We start from the raw sequence: 14,149 nt of genomic DNA on the forward strand, positions 1-14,149 counted from the left end.
ACAAAGCCGGGCATCACGGGCCGAAACGATCCTAGATTCGCCTCATGCGCCCCAGCCTGCTCAATCCGCTGTTTGCTGCCGTGACCAGCCTGCCCGGCGTCGGTCCGAAGCAGGACAAGCTGCTGCAATACCTGCTCAGCCGCAGCGAGACGCCGCGGCTGGTCGATCTGTTGCTGCATCTGCCGAGCCAGGTGATCGACCGCCGGGCGCGGCCAAAGATCCGCGACGCAGTGCAGGGAACCATGGTGACGCTGGAGGTCGTTGTCGACCGTCACCGCCCGCCTCCGCCGCGCAATTCGCGCGCGCCGTATCTGGTCTATGCCAGCGACGACACCGGCGACGTCGTGCTGACCTTCTTTCGCGCCAAGCCGGGCTATGTCGAGAAGCTGCTGCCGCTCGGCGAGAAGCGCTATGTCTCCGGCACGCTGCAGATGTATGACGGCATCCCGCAGATCGTGCATCCCGACCGCGTGCTCGACGAGGAAGCGATCGCCAAACTCTCGGGCATCGACCCGGTCTATCCGCTCACAGAAGGCCTCGCACTCGGCTCGCTGCGCCGCGCCATCGCGCAGGCCCTGCAGAAGCTGCCGGCGCTGCCCGAATGGATCAGCCCGGAGGTGATGCGGCGCTGCCATTTTCCGTCGGTCGCCGAAGCGCTCAATCGCGTGCACCAGCCGGTCGAGCTGACGGACATCCTGCCCGACCAGCCGTTCTGGTCGCGCCTCGCCTTTGACGAACTGCTGGCCGGCCAGCTCGCGCTCGCCCTGATCCGCGCGCAACTGCGTCGCCCCGCCGGCGTGCGCAATGCCGGCGACGGGCATCTGCGCAACAAGATCATCGACGCCCTTCCCTACGCGCTCACGCCCTCGCAACGCAGCGCCGCGGCGGCCATCGCCGAGGACCTGAAGCAGCCGGTGCGCATGCTGCGCCTGCTCCAGGGCGACGTCGGCTCGGGCAAGACCGTCGTGGCGCTGCTCGCGGCCGCCGCGGTCGCGGAGGTCGGCAAGCAGGCCGCGCTGATGGCACCGACCGAAATCCTGGCGCGCCAGCACATCAAGACCATCGCCCCGCTCGCCGAGCGAGCCGGCATGCGCGTTGCGATCCTCACCGGCCGCGAGAAGGGCAAGGAGCGGCGCGAGATCATCGCGCAGCTCGCCGCGGGCGAGATCGACCTGCTGGTCGGCACCCACGCGCTGATCCAGGACGATGTGATCTTCCACGACCTCGCGCTCGCCATCGTCGACGAACAGCACCGCTTCGGCGTGCGCGAGCGGCTCGCGCTCACCTCCAAGGGGGAAGCCGTCGACGTGCTGGTGCTCAGCGCCACGCCGATACCGCGCACGCTGGTGCTGACCTATTTCGGCGACATGGACATCTCCGAGCTGCGCGAGAAGCCCGCCGGCCGGCAGCCGATCGACACCCGCGCCGTCGCCATGAGCCGGCTCGGCGAGGTCATGGACGGCGTCGGCCGCGCCTTGCAGGCGGGGAAACTGGTCTACTGGATCTGTCCCTTGGTGGAGGAATCCGAGGCCGAGGGCACCGAACACCTCACCAACGCGACCAAGCGTTTCGAAAGCCTGCAAAAGCGTTTCGGCGATCGTGTCGGGCTCGTCCACGGCCAGATGAAGGGCACGGAAAAGGACCGCGTGATGGGCCAGTTCGCTGCCCACGAGATCGGGCTCCTGGTCGCGACCACCGTGGTCGAGGTCGGGGTCGACGTGCCCGCCGCCACCATCATGGTGATCGAGAACGCCGAACGCTTTGGCCTTGCCCAATTGCACCAATTGCGCGGCCGCATCGGGCGCGGCTCGGAGGCCTCGACCTGCATCCTGCTCTATTCTGAGCCGCTCGGCGAGATGTCGAAGGCGCGGCTGAAAGTGATCCGCGAAACCACTGACGGTTTCCGCATCGCCGAGGAGGACTTGAAGCTGCGCGGCGAAGGCGACGTCCTGGGTGTGCGCCAGAGCGGCCTGCCCGGCTACCGCATCGCGCGCCCGGAGGTGCACGGGCAGCTGATCGCCCAGGCGAGAGACGAGGCGCTGCGCATCATGAAGGACGATCCCAAGCTCAAGGGCGAGCGCGGCGAGGCGCTGCGGTGCCTGCTGTACCTCTATGAACGAGACGAAGCGATTCCGCTGATCGGGGCGGGCTAACTCGCGGCCCTTCGTCGACCGATCTCGTAGGCCGCAACATGCGCGCGGGCGAGGTCCAGTAGCGGCGTCTCGATGCCCAGGGACCGGGCCCGGTTCGCCATATCGCCGAGGATGTGCTCGCACTCGGTCATCGAGCCGCGTTCGATATCGCGCAGCATCGAGGCCTTCAGTGGCGAGTCGAGGGTGGTGAACAGTTTGTGGTCGAACTCGATGAACGGCGCACGCGGCTCATATCCCGATGCCGTCGCAACGGCGCAGCATTCGGCGAACAGGCGGAAGATGGACTGCCCGCCGTTGGGCAGGGCCAGGATGTCGCCGATGCTTGCGCGCATCAGGCAGGTGATCCCCGCGATCGTCGAGAGCTGAACGAATTTCTCCCACATGTCCTGCGTGATCGCCTCGCTGGCGCGCACGTCGATGCCGGGAACATCGAACAATGTCTCCAGCGCGAGCGCGCGTTCACTCAGGGCGCCCTCGATCTCGCCGAAGACGATGGTCTGGTTGGCCATGAAGTGGACGACCCGGCCCTCCGGATCCAGCCCGGCACTGACATTGGCGAGACCGCCGAGGACACGAGCGGCGCCGAACCTTGAGATGAGAGCGTCGAGATGTTTCAACCCGTTCAGGATCGGGAGAACCATCGTGCTCGAACCGACCGCGGGCGCAAACTGGCTCATCGCGTCATCGAGCGAGTAGGCTTTCACGCCGACGAGCACGACGTCGAATGCTTCCTCGAGCTCATGCGCCAGGATGATCTTCGGCTGCACAGTGAAATCGCCGTGCGGGCTCACGACCTTTAGTCCGTCCCGGCGCAATTGCTCCGCCCGCGTCCCGCGCACCAGGAAGGTCGCGTCGCGGCCAGCTCGAACCAGGCAAGCTCCATAATAGCCGCCGAGCGCGCCAGCGCCGATCACCAGCACTCTCATTCGAACTCCCGTCTCAGAACAACTGCAAAACACAATAGCAGATGGGCTCCGCAGCGTCTCCTCCCCGTCATCGCGAGTGTGGCGGACTCTTTCCGCGGAGGGACTCTGGGTTGCTTCGCTGCGCTCGCAATGACGTGTGGATAGCGATCCGCACACCGCAACCGCAAACGTTGCGGGAGCGAACGTGGGCGCGTCAGGTCTTCTTCCGCGCGATCCCCGCGGCAAACGCCTTCATCAGCTCCGCATCCGCCGCCTCGCCCTTCGCATCATCCGCCAGATGCTCGAACCAGCGCGCAAAGCCTTCGTAGATCTGGCTGGCCGGATGATCGGGGCCGAGGAAACCGGAGATCTCCCGCATCTCCGCGACCCAGCGATAGGCTTTCGGAATCATGTCCGGCAGCGCGACTTCGAGCCGCGCCAGGATCGCGGGCTGGCTCAGTGCCAGTTCCTCACGGAGCGCGTCGGCGGCGCCTGCTCTGGTTGCCGCGATCACCATGGCCGAGCCGATGCCGGCGAGGCCCTTGACGATGCCGGCATAGGACATCTTCAGCGCCGAGGCGGCGCCGACCGGGCCCTCCACGATGCGCACGTCGAGCCCGAAATCCTTCAGCACCGCAACATCCCCGGCGTGCTCGCCGGATACGTAGAACGCAGGACTCTTGCCGCCCGGCTGCGGCGGAAAGCCGATGATTCCGGCGTCGACGAACGGCGCCTGCGCCGAGCCGATGATCTCCTCAATTCTTTGCACGGTGTCGACGTTGACGGCGTTGCAATCCACCACGATCGGCTTGTGCTCGCGCCTGACGATCAGCGCCGCCAGCCGCTCAGCCAGCGCGACGGCTTCGCCTGGCGGCACGATCGAAAGAATGATGTCGGCGGCAGCGATCGCATCGTCATCGGCACCGATCATGCCGGCATCTGCTGCGCGTCTGCGCGTCGCCTCGCTCCGCCCGGTCAGGGACGTCAACACGCGCGCGCCATGCTCGCTGAGACGGCGGGCGACGGCACTGCCCATGGCGCCGGGCGCGAGGATCGCAATGGTCTTGGACATCATGCACTCCGGGTCGAACGCCGAGCGAGGACGCTCGGCTCGACGGAAAGACTAGCAGACGACGCCAAGGCGCGCGTGACCGGCGCCATCCCGCAAGGGAATGGCTCTACTCCACCTTCGCAGGCTCGGGCTGGATCGCCGACGCATTGGCGATGCGCGCGGCATGCGCCATGCCCGCAAGTGCCGCGGCTTTTTTCGGATCGGGGGCCGAGCCCGGCTGCACCACGCCGGCCGACATGATCAGCGTCGCGGCATCCTCGGCGGTGAGGTCGACCTCGATGATCTTGCTCTTCGGAACATAGAAGAAGAAGCCGGTGGTCGGGTTCGGCGAGCACGGCAGGAACACCGAGACGTGCTCCTCCTGACCCGGCAGGCTGCGCGCAATGTCCTCGTTCGGCGATTGCGAGATCAGCACGATCGACCACATGCCCGGCGAGGGAAACTCGACCAGGCCGACTTTGCGGAAGCTCGAGCCCTTGCCCGAGAACAGCGTCTCGAACACCTGCTTCAGGCCGCGGTAGATGGCGCGCACGGCCGGAATTCGGCCGAGGAAGGTCTCGCCGACATCGACCAGGGTGCGGCCGATCAGATTGGCCGCGAGGAAGCCGACCAGCGTCAGCGTGAAGAATGCAACGACCAGCCCCCAGCCGGGAATGACATAGGGCAGATAGGTTTCCGGCCGATAGGCGAGCGGCACGAACGGCCGCACCACGCCGTCGACCCAGGTGACGAACCACCAGACCAGGTACAGCGTGATCGCAATCGGCCCTGTGACCACGAGGCCGGTGAGAAAATAATTGCGGAAGCGGCCCATCAGCCCGGTATGCGGTTCCGGGAGGGGATCAAGAGGCGCAGGCGCGTCGTCGCGGGGGGTCATTCGGGTTCCAGGTCGGTCGCAGCACACAAGCTAGGGTCTTCTAGCAGATTTTGGAAGACCACGACCGACCGATATCCCGCCTGCCTATTCCACCGTCACCGACTTCGCGAGGTTGCGCGGCTGGTCGACGTCGGTGCCCATCACGACAGCCGTGTGATAGGCGAGCAGTTGCACCGGGACGGCATAGACCATCGGCGTGAACGCCGCCGCCATGTCGGGCATGACGATGGTGACGAGGGACTCGACGGTCGCTTCTTCCGCGCCCTTGGCGTCCGTCATCAGGATGATGTTGCCGCCGCGGGCGGCGACCTCCTGCATGTTGGAGACGGTCTTCTCGAACACCCGGTCGTAAGGCGCGATGACGACGACAGGCATGGTCTCGTCGATCAGCGCGATCGGCCCGTGCTTGAGCTCGCCGGCGGCGTAACCCTCGGCGTGGATGTAGGAGATCTCCTTCAGCTTCAGCGCGCCTTCGAGCGCGAGCGGAAAGCTGGTGCCGCGGCCGAGATAGAGCACGTCGCGCGACTTGGCGATCCGGTGCGCGAGCTTTTCGATCTGGGGCTCGGTGGTGAGCGCCGCCGCCATCAGCCGCGGGATCTCGACCAGGCCGTGGACCAGCTTGGTCTCGTCCTCGCCGGACAATTCGCCGCGCGCCTTGCCGGCCGCGATCGCAAGATTGGCCAGCACCATGAGCTGACAGGTGAAGGCCTTGGTCGAGGCGACGCCGATCTCGGGCCCGGCCAGCGTTTGCAGCACGGTCTCGCTCTCACGCGCGATCGTCGAGGTCGGCACGTTGACGACGGCGATCGTGTGCACGCCCTCGGCCTTGGCATAGCGCAGCGCCGCCAGCGTGTCGGCGGTCTCGCCGGACTGCGAGATGAAGATAGCGAGATCGCCCTTGCACAGCGGCGCCTCGCGGTAGCGGAATTCGGAGGCGACATCGACCTCGACCGGCAGCCGCGCAAAGCGCTCGAACCAGTATTTCGCAACGTAGCCGGCATAGCTCGCGGTGCCGCACGCCGTGATGTTGATGCGCTGGACGTTCTTGAAATCGAACGGCAGCTCGACCGGCAGCGCGACGCGCTCGCTCGCCATGTCGACGTAGCGCGCCAGCGTGTGGCCGACCACTTCCGGCTGCTCGTGGATCTCCTTGGCCATGAAGTGGCGGTAATTGGCCTTGTCGACCAGCGAGGTCGAGGCGGCGTGCTTGATCTTATCGCGCTGGACGGCGTTGCCGTCCTTGTCGAAGATATCAGCGCTGTTGCGGGTCAGCACGACCCAGTCGCCGTCTTCGAGATAGCTGATCGTGTCGGTGAACGGGCCGAGCGCGATGGCGTCGGAGCCGAGATACATCTCGCCGTCGCCATAGCCGATCGCAAGCGGCGGACCATTGCGGGCGCCGATCATGAGGTCGTCGTCGCCGGCGAAGATGAAGCCGAGCGCGAAGGCGCCGCGCAGGCGCCCCAGCGCCAGCTTCACCGCTTCCACCGGCTTGTTGCCGCGCGCGAGCAGGTCGTCGACCAGATGCAGCACGATCTCGGTGTCGGTCTCGGTGTTGAACACCGCGCCCTTCTTCTCGAGCTCCTCGCGCAGCTCACGGAAATTCTCGATGATGCCGTTGTGGACCACGGCGACGCGTTCGGTCGCGTGCGGATGGGCGTTGTTGACGGTCGGCTTGCCGTGGGTGGCCCAGCGGGTGTGGCCGATGCCGGTGGTGCCCTTCAGCGGCTCGGCTGCCAGCCGCTTCTCCAGGTTCTTCAGCTTGCCTTCGGCGCGGCGGCGCTCGAGGTGGCTGCCTTCGAGCGTGGCGACGCCCGCAGAATCGTAACCGCGATATTCAAGACGTTTGAGCGAATCCACCAGCTGCTCTGCAACCGGCTCGCGCCCGAGAATGCCGACAATCCCGCACATGCGGATCACTATCCCCCAAATCGTCGAAAAATCGCCTAAACGACGCGTCCGGTTTTTAGCGAAGTTCGCAAGGAACCAGATACTCAATAATTATTGCGGATTGAGACAGCACGGACCGCAACCTTCGCCTCCGCCTGCGTCGAATTGGCTGGCCTTAAACCGCGTGCGTTAACTTGTTGTCAACATATTTGGCCAACGATTCGTCTCAGGAGAACAAGGCCATGAAAGGCTCATCCGACCGCAAGGGTATGTCATCGATGTACATGCGCGCCAGCGAGACCACGGGCACGCATCTCGCACATTGGCCGCCGCCCCAGCGCGGCAAGGAAAGCAAGCCCGTCTTCATGAAGCATCCGGAAGGCGAGCCGGTCAAGCGCGCCACGCCGCGCGGCTGGCGCCTGACCCGCGCGATCTTCTCCGAATTCGCCGACGAAGAATAGCGGACGGCTCACTTCTCCGGCTTCTTGCCGCCCGTCTTCATCTCGCGATAGCGCGCCGCGCCGCCTTCCCGGATGGTCTGCTGGTTGCGCTCCAGCGCCATGGCGTCATCGGGCACGTCGCGCGTGATCACCGAGCCCGAGCCGATATAGGCGCCGTTGCCGATTCTGACCGGCGCGACCAGCGATGAATTGGTGCCGACGAAGGCGCCCTGCCCGATCTCCGTCCTGTGCTTCTTGAAGCCGTCGTAGTTGCAGGTGATGGTGCCGGCGCCGATGTTGGAATTGGCGCCGACCGTGGCATCGCCGATATAGGAGAGATGGTTGACCTTGACGCCGGCCTCCAGGGTCGCCGCCTTGGTCTCCACGAAATTGCCGATCCGCGCGCCGTCGCCGAGCGACGTGCCGGGCCGAAGCCGCGCATAGGGGCCGATCGAGACGTTCTTGCCGAGCGTCGTCTGCACGATGTGCGAAAACGAATGGATCACGGTGCCGTCGGCGATCGAGACGCCGGGGCCGATCACCACGAACGGCTCGATGGTCACGTCCTTGCCGAACACGGTGTCGGCGGCGAGATGAACCGTCTCCGGCGCGATCAGGGTGACGCCGGCCTCCATCGCCGCCTTGCGCAGCCGCGCCTGCATCACCGCTTCGGCCTCGGCGAGCTGCGCCTTGGTGTTGATGCCGCGCACCTCGTCCTCGCTGGTCTCGATCACCACGGACTCCCATCCCTGCTTGCGGACGATCTCGACCGCGTCGGTCAGATAATATTCGCCCTTGGAATTGGCATTGCCGATTTGCTCGAGGATTTGAAGCGCCCGCCGGCCGTCGATCGCCATCACGCCGGCATTGCACAGATCGATCTTGCGCTCGTCGGCGCTCGCATCGGCCTGCTCGCGGATCGCCACCAGGCGCTCGCCCTCGACGATGAAGCGGCCGTAGCCGGTGGGATCGGCGGCGCGGAAGCCGAGCGCGGCGATCGCGGCGCCCTCGGCGAGCGGCGCGCGCAGCCGGGCAAAGGTCTCGGCCGAGATCAGCGGCGTATCGCCGAAGGCAATCAACAGATCGTCGGCGCCGCGCGCGATCGCCTCGCGCGCCGCCAGCACTGCATGCGCGGTGCCGAGCCGCTCGACCTGCACGAAGATGAGCGCGTCGGGCCGGATGCGCTTGGCCTCGACCGCGACCGCCTGATGGTCCGGACCGATCACGACCGCGAGCGCGCTGCCGGTTCCCTTCGGCGCCGCGCCGAGCACGTGGGCCAGCAGCGTCGCGTGAGCGACCGGATGCAGCACTTTCGGCAGGCTCGAGCGCATGCGCGTGCCTTCGCCGGCGGCGAGCACGATCGTGAGGCTGGAACGGGCGGTCATCGAAATCCTGTCGGTTCGGCCGAATCAAATGGCGCGGCAGGCGGGCCGCCCGCGAATGCTGCCGCCTTGCTACCCCCGCAAACGCCCGGAATTCAAGTGCGGCCCGCTTTTCCTGTTAATGTTCCCTGATTGATTCGGGGAAGCTTCGGGGCTGGGCACTCAACGTTCATGGCAAAGGATTCCGACCCACTGGCGGATGCCTTCGGCGCCAAGGCGACCGGCGGACTGTTCTCCGGACTCTTGGCCGAGGAAAGCGCGTTCGACCGCCGCCTGATGTGGCGCCTGGGCTCGTGGGGCGTGGGGGCCGTGGGCGCCGTCACGATTGCGGTGCTGGCCAATCAGGCTCAGCTCGGCTGGCGCCGCGACCAGGTCGCTTCCGCCGATCTCGCGCGCCAGGCGGACCGGCTCCAGATGCTCACCAGGGAGAGCCAGAACGAGGCCCGCCGGCTCACGGCCGCCATCGAGACGCTGAACACGGATCGCGACCGGCTGTATTCGCGCGTCACCGTGCTGGAGCAAGGGCTCGATTCCGTCACCGGCGCCATCGCCAGGCAGACTACGGCGCCGCCGCCGGCCGGCAAGGCGCAGGATGCTGCGCCCACAGCCCCCAGCGTCGCGCCGGTTGCCTCGACGCCTGCTTCCGCCCCTGACAAGCCTCGCACCGAGTCCGCCAAAGACACGTCCAAGGACACGGTCAAAGACACCGCGAAGGAAGCGGCAAAGGAGCCGCCGCCGCAGACCGCCGCGGCCGCCTCGCTCGTGCAGCAATCGCCTGCCATGAATTCGACGTTGCCGACCATTCCGCTGGTCCCGTCCAAGTCGATCATGGCGCCGCCCGATCCGGCCGCATCGAAATTGATGCAGCCCGAGACGAACGAGAAGGCTGCCGAGAAGAAGGCCGAGCCGGCACCCGCCCCGACCGAGATCGTCGCGGCAGCCAAGCCATCGGAGGCAACCGAGAACGAATCCCCCGCGATCGCTGTTCAGCAGACGCGTTTCGCGATCGATCTCGGCGGCGCCAATTCGGTCGATGGCCTGCGCGCGCTCTGGCGCGGCGTGACCAAATCCAATCCGGAAATCGCAGCGCTGCGGCCGATCATCATGATCAAGGAAGGCACGACCGGGCTCGGCATGCAGCTCCGCCTCGGCGCCGGCCCGCTCGTCAACGCCGCCGTCGCCGCCAAATTCTGCGCGAGCCTCGCCGAGAGCAATCGTCATTGCGAGACCACCGTGTTCGACGGCCAGCGCCTGTCGATGCGCGGCTCGGACAAGGCGCAAGAGAAACCTCAGGAGAAACCTCAGGACAAGGTCCAGGAGAAATCTCAAGACAGGGTTCAGGACAAGAACGCGGAGAAGAACCAGGACGCGGCCCCGCAAGCCGATACCGCGCCCAGCGCCAAGCCCGAGAAGCCGCAGCGCCGCCGCGGCTACACCTCGAAACGCAGCAAGCGCGAGGAGGCCGCGCCCGCTCCTGCGGCGCCGCCGGCGCCGGCAAAGCCGGAGGCCGCATCGGCGACATCGACGCTGTCGTCGTTCTTCAGGCGATAGGAAGCTCCCTTCCGCGACGGAAGAAGCTTGCATGCGGCGATCGGACGCTGGGACTTGAGCAGCCCGTTGGCGTTCATTGACGGCGCCTTGTTGGCGTCACCTTCCAAACCTCGCGGACTCCGATGAACGAACTTGATGACGTATTGAGGCTGCTCGTTGCCGCAGGTACCGGCCTCGTGATCGGCATCGATCGCGACATGAACGACAAGCCGGTGGGCATGCGGACCCTCGCTCTGGTCGCGCTCGGCTCGGCATTGATCTCGATCTCCGTGATCGAGTTCCAGAACATGCGCGACCACCCGGATGCGATCTCCAGGGTCATTCAGGGCGTCGTGACCGGCGTGCTGAGCGGCGTGGGCTTCATCGGTGCAGGGGTCATCCTGCACGACAGCAAGTCCAAGACGGTGCACGGCCTGACGACGGCGGCAACCGTCTGGATCGCGGCGGGCCTCGGAATTGCCTGTGCGCTGGGGGCCTGGCTGCTGGTCGGCGCCGCGATCGCAGTGACCTTGCTGGTGCTGTTCGTTCTCGGCTGGGTCGAGCGCAGGCTGGGACTGAAATAGCGAGCCCGCGAGAGAGCATACCAAATGATACGGAAGAGGTCGGCGTAAGACGGCATGATCCGCTCCCTGATTTGATTCGGAGCGGAGATGACGGACGCGAATTTCTTGCGAGAGCAACTCGCGTTGATCCGCGACCTGGCAGATCAGGCAGATCCCCATATCAGGAAACGACTGCTCGACTTGGCCGAACGATATGAGCGCCGGCTCGCCGAACAGAACCGGAAAACACCTGGTCGGCCGTGACGGCCTCTCGCGGCTTTGAGCGGCCGGATCGACAGAAACATCGCCTGCCCTGTTGCCTGCCCGCGCCATCCCGACCATATTGCCGGCCATGACAAAAAAGCCCTTCCGCCTCTCGCCCTACCAGGTCCAGTTCCTGATCGTCGTCGGCTTTTCGTCCGTCGGCTATGCGCTTTACCTGCGCTACCTCGCGATCGAGCTGTCGCAGGTCGCTCTCGCCTGCGACGCCGGGCTTCAGACGCTGCTGTGCAAGGCGCGCTCGGTCTCGACCGTGCTGTTCAAAAATTCGGTGTTCGGCATCGTCGCGCTGGTGGTTGCGACTCTGAACCTGATGCGGCCGTCGATCGTGCTGCTCACGGTCGGCATCATCGCCGCCGGCCTCGGCATCGTGCTCTACAATGTCGTGCTCTCGGGCCTTGCAATCGGCCTGTTCATTCTTGGATTTGCTCGGCCCGCGCCCGCCACAGCGTGAGCGCGAACAGCAGATACATCGTGCAGGTCCACAGCGACTGCCAATTGTCGCGGCCTTCGTTGAAGAGCACGAAGATGGCCGACAGCGCCAGCACGCCCGCGAACACCGATTCCGCAATCGGGCGCTGCCCGATTTGCGGCCGGTTCAGCATCAGCAGCGCGAACGGCACCACCGCCATCGTCAGCGCGGCGTAGGGAAAATCCTTGTAGCGCGGGTCGAACACGAAGCCGAGCGCGGTCGCGGCCGCGATCACCGCGGTCACGGCCAGCGTCAGGCCGAGAACGGCGGTGAGCTTCGACCATTTGCGCCCCTCGCGCGGACCAAGCAGGTCGAGGAAGGTCGGAAGGCTGCGGCCGATCACCATGGCCTGGGCGCAGAAGATCGGCGACAGGATGCCGGCCAGCAGCAACGCGCCCCAGAGCAGCCAGCCGCCGATGCCGTAGCTCTCGTAATACATCTTGTCGGCGCCGATCCCGAGCAGGCTCCCCGCCGTCGTCGCCGAGATGCCGACGCCGAGCCAGGCCGAGAAGCGCGGCGTCCACGGCCGCCGGCGCAGCGTGATGATGGCGACCGCGAACACCAGCACGGAAAGGCCCATGCCCGCGCCCATGTACCATTTCCAGTACGGGAAATTGCTGATCGGCGCTCCCGGCGGATATTTCAGGCTCCGGCGCACCGAATCGTACAGGCCCCAATAGCCGCCGACGGTGCCTTCCAGCTTGCGCTTCCACGGCTGGTCGTAGGACTCGATCAGATTGACCCGGAACTTGTTCGCCTTGGCAAGGCCAAGGATCTCCGAGACCACGCGCGCCTGATTGGTCCGTGACGGCAGCGCGACGTCGCGCATGCGCCCCTCGCTCGGCCAGCCGGTCTCGCCGATCAGGATCTCCTTGCCGGGGAACGCCACCACCATGCGCTCGCGGATCTGTTCGACATGGGCGGCAGCGAACTTCGCCTTGACCGGGAAATCCTCCCAATAGGGCAGGATGTGGATCGTGACGAAGTCGACGGCGTCGGCGACCTCGCGGTTCTTCAGCCAGTACTCCCAGACGTCGGCATAGGTGACGGGCACGCTGACCTGCGTCTTCACCAGGCGGATGATGGAGACGAGATCCGCCGTCGTCATCTCGCCGCGCAGCAGCACCTCGTTGCCGACGATGAGCGTGGTGATGATGTCGGGGAATTGCTTGGCGAGGCGGATGGCGAGCCCGGCCTGCTCGTAGTTCTTGGTGCGGTTGCTGGAGAGCCAGATGCCCTGCAGCACTTTCAGCCCGCCGACCCTGGAGGCGATCGCCGGCACCTGATCGAGCCCGTTCTCCATCGAATAGGTGCGGACGCAGTCGGTGATCTCTTTGAGCTGGCGCAGATCCTGCTCGATCTGCTCGGCTTCGATATGGGTCCACGGCTCCAGCGGCGTCTGCTCGCCGCGGAACGGCGCGTAGGAGACGCATTGGACCTTGTCGGCCGGGTCGATCGGCGCGCGCGCGAGCGTGATCGGCGTCGCCAACCACCACCACACGGCAGCAATCGCACCCAGTGAAACGAGCAGAAGCGCCAGTGGCGTACGAAGAGAAATCGGTTCCGTCCTCCGCGAAGGGTCCGTCGATTACCTGCTTGCACGCCGTCTGCCAAGGGGGGTGCCAGGGTGCCGATCGCGCGGCGGATCCGCGCCTGTCCCGCGGAATTGGGCTGCGGCCGTTCGACCGGGCCCTAGCATGGTGACTTTGCTGGACAAAATTTTAAATACAGGTCATGGACTCCGAAAGACTTTTCCGCCGCAATGGAGACCCATTTGGACGCCATCACCGACGCGTCCGCGGGATCCTGACGCGGACGGCCAGCGGATACATTGGGGAATTCATGCGGCAACGGGTGTTCGAGTCACGAAATGCGGTCCTGCGGCAGTTCGCCGCCACCTTGGCCGTCTCCTGCCTTCTCGTTCTCGCCGGTCTCGGTGACGCCTCCGCTCAGAGCGGCACGCCCACCCCGGATCAGGGCAAGGCCGCCGCCCAGCCCGCCGACGCCGCCAAGGAGGCCGCCCAGAACCAGCGCCGCACCGACGAATTCGCCGAAGCGGCCAAGGTCATCAACGGCCCGGGCGGCAATCCCGAATGCGTCTGGCTCGGCCGGCGCGTCGTCCGGCTGATGTGGCGGGACGACCTCGATACCGCCTTCCGCCACCTCGACCTCTACGATCGTTTCGGCTGCCCCGGCGGCCATATCCAGGCCGCGTTCCGCTGCCTGACCCGGTTTGGCGGCCAGATCGATCCCAAGGTCGCCGAGACCCTGGACAGCCGTGTGCACGCCTGCTGGATCAACCCGGCCGCCCAGCCGCAGCAAGCGGCCGCCGCGGCGGCGCCGGCCACACCGGCCTCGGGCAATGCGCTGGCGGCGCAGCCGGCCGCCAGCCCCTCGCCCGCAGCAAGCCCGACGCCGGCGCCCCAGAAATAGCCCAAGCTCTTAAATAGCCTTGGCCGTTTCAGCTGGCGTTCAGGAACGATCGACCATAGAGGCGGTTGGCACTGCCGCGCATCCCGAAAGGCATGCCCTCATAAGGACATGAGGCCATGACAGTTGTGAAACCGCGCGGCAAAGATATGCTTC

The 14,149-nt window shown here is 66.1% G+C and carries 13 protein-coding genes; 7 read left to right on the forward strand and 6 right to left on the reverse strand.

Annotated features, from left to right (window positions below):
• Positions 1-44 precede the first annotated feature (44 nt).
• Positions 45-2,153, forward strand: coding sequence for an ATP-dependent DNA helicase RecG (recG, locus tag DCM80_RS28850; RefSeq protein WP_257194798.1), 2,109 nt, complete (start codon positions 45-47; stop codon positions 2,151-2,153).
• Here the strand turns inward: recG and panE are convergent.
• The 4 genes from panE to glmS form a co-directional block, all read right to left on the reverse strand.
• Positions 2,150-3,079: a 2-dehydropantoate 2-reductase gene (gene panE / locus DCM80_RS28855; protein WP_257194799.1), complete on the reverse strand. Its 930-nt coding sequence runs from the start codon at positions 3,077-3,079 to the stop codon at positions 2,150-2,152. The genes recG and panE overlap by 4 nt on opposite strands.
• Positions 3,080-3,272: 193 nt before the next feature.
• Positions 3,273-4,130: an NAD(P)-dependent oxidoreductase gene (locus tag DCM80_RS28860; RefSeq protein ID WP_257194800.1), complete on the reverse strand. Its 858-nt coding sequence runs from the start codon at positions 4,128-4,130 to the stop codon at positions 3,273-3,275.
• Positions 4,131-4,236: 106 nt separating this feature from the next.
• On the reverse strand, positions 4,237-5,007 hold the full coding sequence (locus DCM80_RS28865; protein ID WP_257194801.1) for a DUF502 domain-containing protein: 771 nt from the start codon (positions 5,005-5,007) through the stop codon (positions 4,237-4,239).
• 84 nt (positions 5,008-5,091) lie between these two features.
• Positions 5,092-6,918 carry a glutamine--fructose-6-phosphate transaminase (isomerizing) gene (glmS, locus tag DCM80_RS28870; RefSeq protein WP_257194802.1) on the reverse strand — a complete coding sequence of 609 codons (1,827 nt, stop codon included), beginning with the start codon at positions 6,916-6,918 and terminating at the stop codon, positions 5,092-5,094.
• Between the two features lie 221 nt (positions 6,919-7,139).
• Here glmS and DCM80_RS28875 point away from each other — a divergent pair, with 221 nt between their 5' ends.
• On the forward strand, positions 7,140-7,358 hold the full coding sequence (locus DCM80_RS28875) for a hypothetical protein (RefSeq protein WP_028136334.1): 219 nt from the start codon (positions 7,140-7,142) through the stop codon (positions 7,356-7,358).
• A gap of 8 nt (positions 7,359-7,366) precedes the next feature.
• Here the strand turns inward: DCM80_RS28875 and glmU are convergent, their stop codons facing one another.
• Complete coding sequence (glmU, locus tag DCM80_RS28880; protein ID WP_257194803.1) at positions 7,367-8,722, reverse strand: bifunctional UDP-N-acetylglucosamine diphosphorylase/glucosamine-1-phosphate N-acetyltransferase GlmU; 1,356 nt, start codon at positions 8,720-8,722, stop codon at positions 7,367-7,369.
• A 168-nt stretch (positions 8,723-8,890) separates the two neighbouring features.
• Here glmU and DCM80_RS28885 point away from each other — a divergent pair, with 168 nt between their 5' ends.
• The 4 genes from DCM80_RS28885 (at position 8,891) to DCM80_RS28900 (ending at position 11,545) form a co-directional block, all read left to right on the forward strand.
• Positions 8,891-10,270, forward strand: a complete 1,380-nt coding sequence (locus tag DCM80_RS28885) for a hypothetical protein (protein WP_257194804.1) — start codon at positions 8,891-8,893, stop codon at positions 10,268-10,270.
• 122 nt (positions 10,271-10,392) lie between these two features.
• A complete protein-coding gene (locus DCM80_RS28890; RefSeq protein WP_028136331.1) occupies positions 10,393-10,833 on the forward strand; it encodes an MgtC/SapB family protein in 441 nt (146 codons plus the stop codon).
• A gap of 87 nt (positions 10,834-10,920) precedes the next feature.
• Positions 10,921-11,076 carry a hypothetical protein gene (locus DCM80_RS28895; protein ID WP_257194805.1) on the forward strand — a complete coding sequence of 52 codons (156 nt, stop codon included), beginning with the start codon at positions 10,921-10,923 and terminating at the stop codon, positions 11,074-11,076.
• A gap of 88 nt (positions 11,077-11,164) precedes the next feature.
• Entirely contained in the window at positions 11,165-11,545 is a 381-nt protein-coding gene (locus tag DCM80_RS28900; RefSeq protein WP_257179850.1) for a hypothetical protein, read from the forward strand.
• Here DCM80_RS28900 and DCM80_RS28905 read toward each other — a convergent pair.
• Positions 11,505-13,064, reverse strand: coding sequence for a beta-(1-6) glucans synthase (locus DCM80_RS28905; RefSeq protein WP_257194806.1), 1,560 nt, complete (start codon positions 13,062-13,064; stop codon positions 11,505-11,507). The two genes, DCM80_RS28900 and DCM80_RS28905, sit on opposite strands and share 41 nt — an antisense overlap.
• 341 nt (positions 13,065-13,405) lie before the next feature.
• Here DCM80_RS28905 and DCM80_RS28910 point away from each other — a divergent pair, with 341 nt between their 5' ends.
• Positions 13,406-13,996 (forward strand): beta-1-3, beta-1-6-glucan biosynthesis protein, encoded by a 591-nt coding sequence (locus DCM80_RS28910; RefSeq protein ID WP_257194807.1) that lies wholly within the window; start codon positions 13,406-13,408, stop codon positions 13,994-13,996.
• Positions 13,997-14,149: the final 153 nt, after the last annotated feature.

Origin of the sequence: Bradyrhizobium sp. WBOS08 (assembly GCF_024585125.1) — a bacterium.
Taxonomy (GTDB): Bacteria; Pseudomonadota; Alphaproteobacteria; order Rhizobiales; family Xanthobacteraceae; genus Bradyrhizobium; species Bradyrhizobium japonicum_B.

Excerpts from the sequence above, each read along its gene's own strand:
- DCM80_RS28885 (WP_257194804.1), top strand. The coding sequence starts at position 8,891 with ATGGCAAAGGATTCCGACCCACTGGCGGATGCCTTCGGCGCCAAGGCG.
- DCM80_RS28865 (WP_257194801.1), bottom strand. The coding sequence starts at position 5,007 with ATGACCCCCCGCGACGACGCGCCTGCGCCTCTTGATCCCCTCCCGGAA.
- panE (WP_257194799.1), bottom strand. The coding sequence starts at position 3,079 with ATGAGAGTGCTGGTGATCGGCGCTGGCGCGCTCGGCGGCTATTATGGA.
- DCM80_RS28890 (WP_028136331.1), top strand. The coding sequence starts at position 10,393 with ATGAACGAACTTGATGACGTATTGAGGCTGCTCGTTGCCGCAGGTACC.
- DCM80_RS28910 (WP_257194807.1), top strand. The coding sequence starts at position 13,406 with ATGCGGCAACGGGTGTTCGAGTCACGAAATGCGGTCCTGCGGCAGTTC.
- glmU (WP_257194803.1), bottom strand. The coding sequence starts at position 8,722 with ATGACCGCCCGTTCCAGCCTCACGATCGTGCTCGCCGCCGGCGAAGGC.
- DCM80_RS28900 (WP_257179850.1), top strand. The coding sequence starts at position 11,165 with ATGACAAAAAAGCCCTTCCGCCTCTCGCCCTACCAGGTCCAGTTCCTG.
- glmS (WP_257194802.1), bottom strand. The coding sequence starts at position 6,918 with ATGTGCGGGATTGTCGGCATTCTCGGGCGCGAGCCGGTTGCAGAGCAG.
- recG (WP_257194798.1), top strand. The coding sequence starts at position 45 with ATGCGCCCCAGCCTGCTCAATCCGCTGTTTGCTGCCGTGACCAGCCTG.
- DCM80_RS28860 (WP_257194800.1), bottom strand. The coding sequence starts at position 4,130 with ATGTCCAAGACCATTGCGATCCTCGCGCCCGGCGCCATGGGCAGTGCC.
- DCM80_RS28875 (WP_028136334.1), top strand. The coding sequence starts at position 7,140 with ATGAAAGGCTCATCCGACCGCAAGGGTATGTCATCGATGTACATGCGC.
- DCM80_RS28895 (WP_257194805.1), top strand. The coding sequence starts at position 10,921 with ATGACGGACGCGAATTTCTTGCGAGAGCAACTCGCGTTGATCCGCGAC.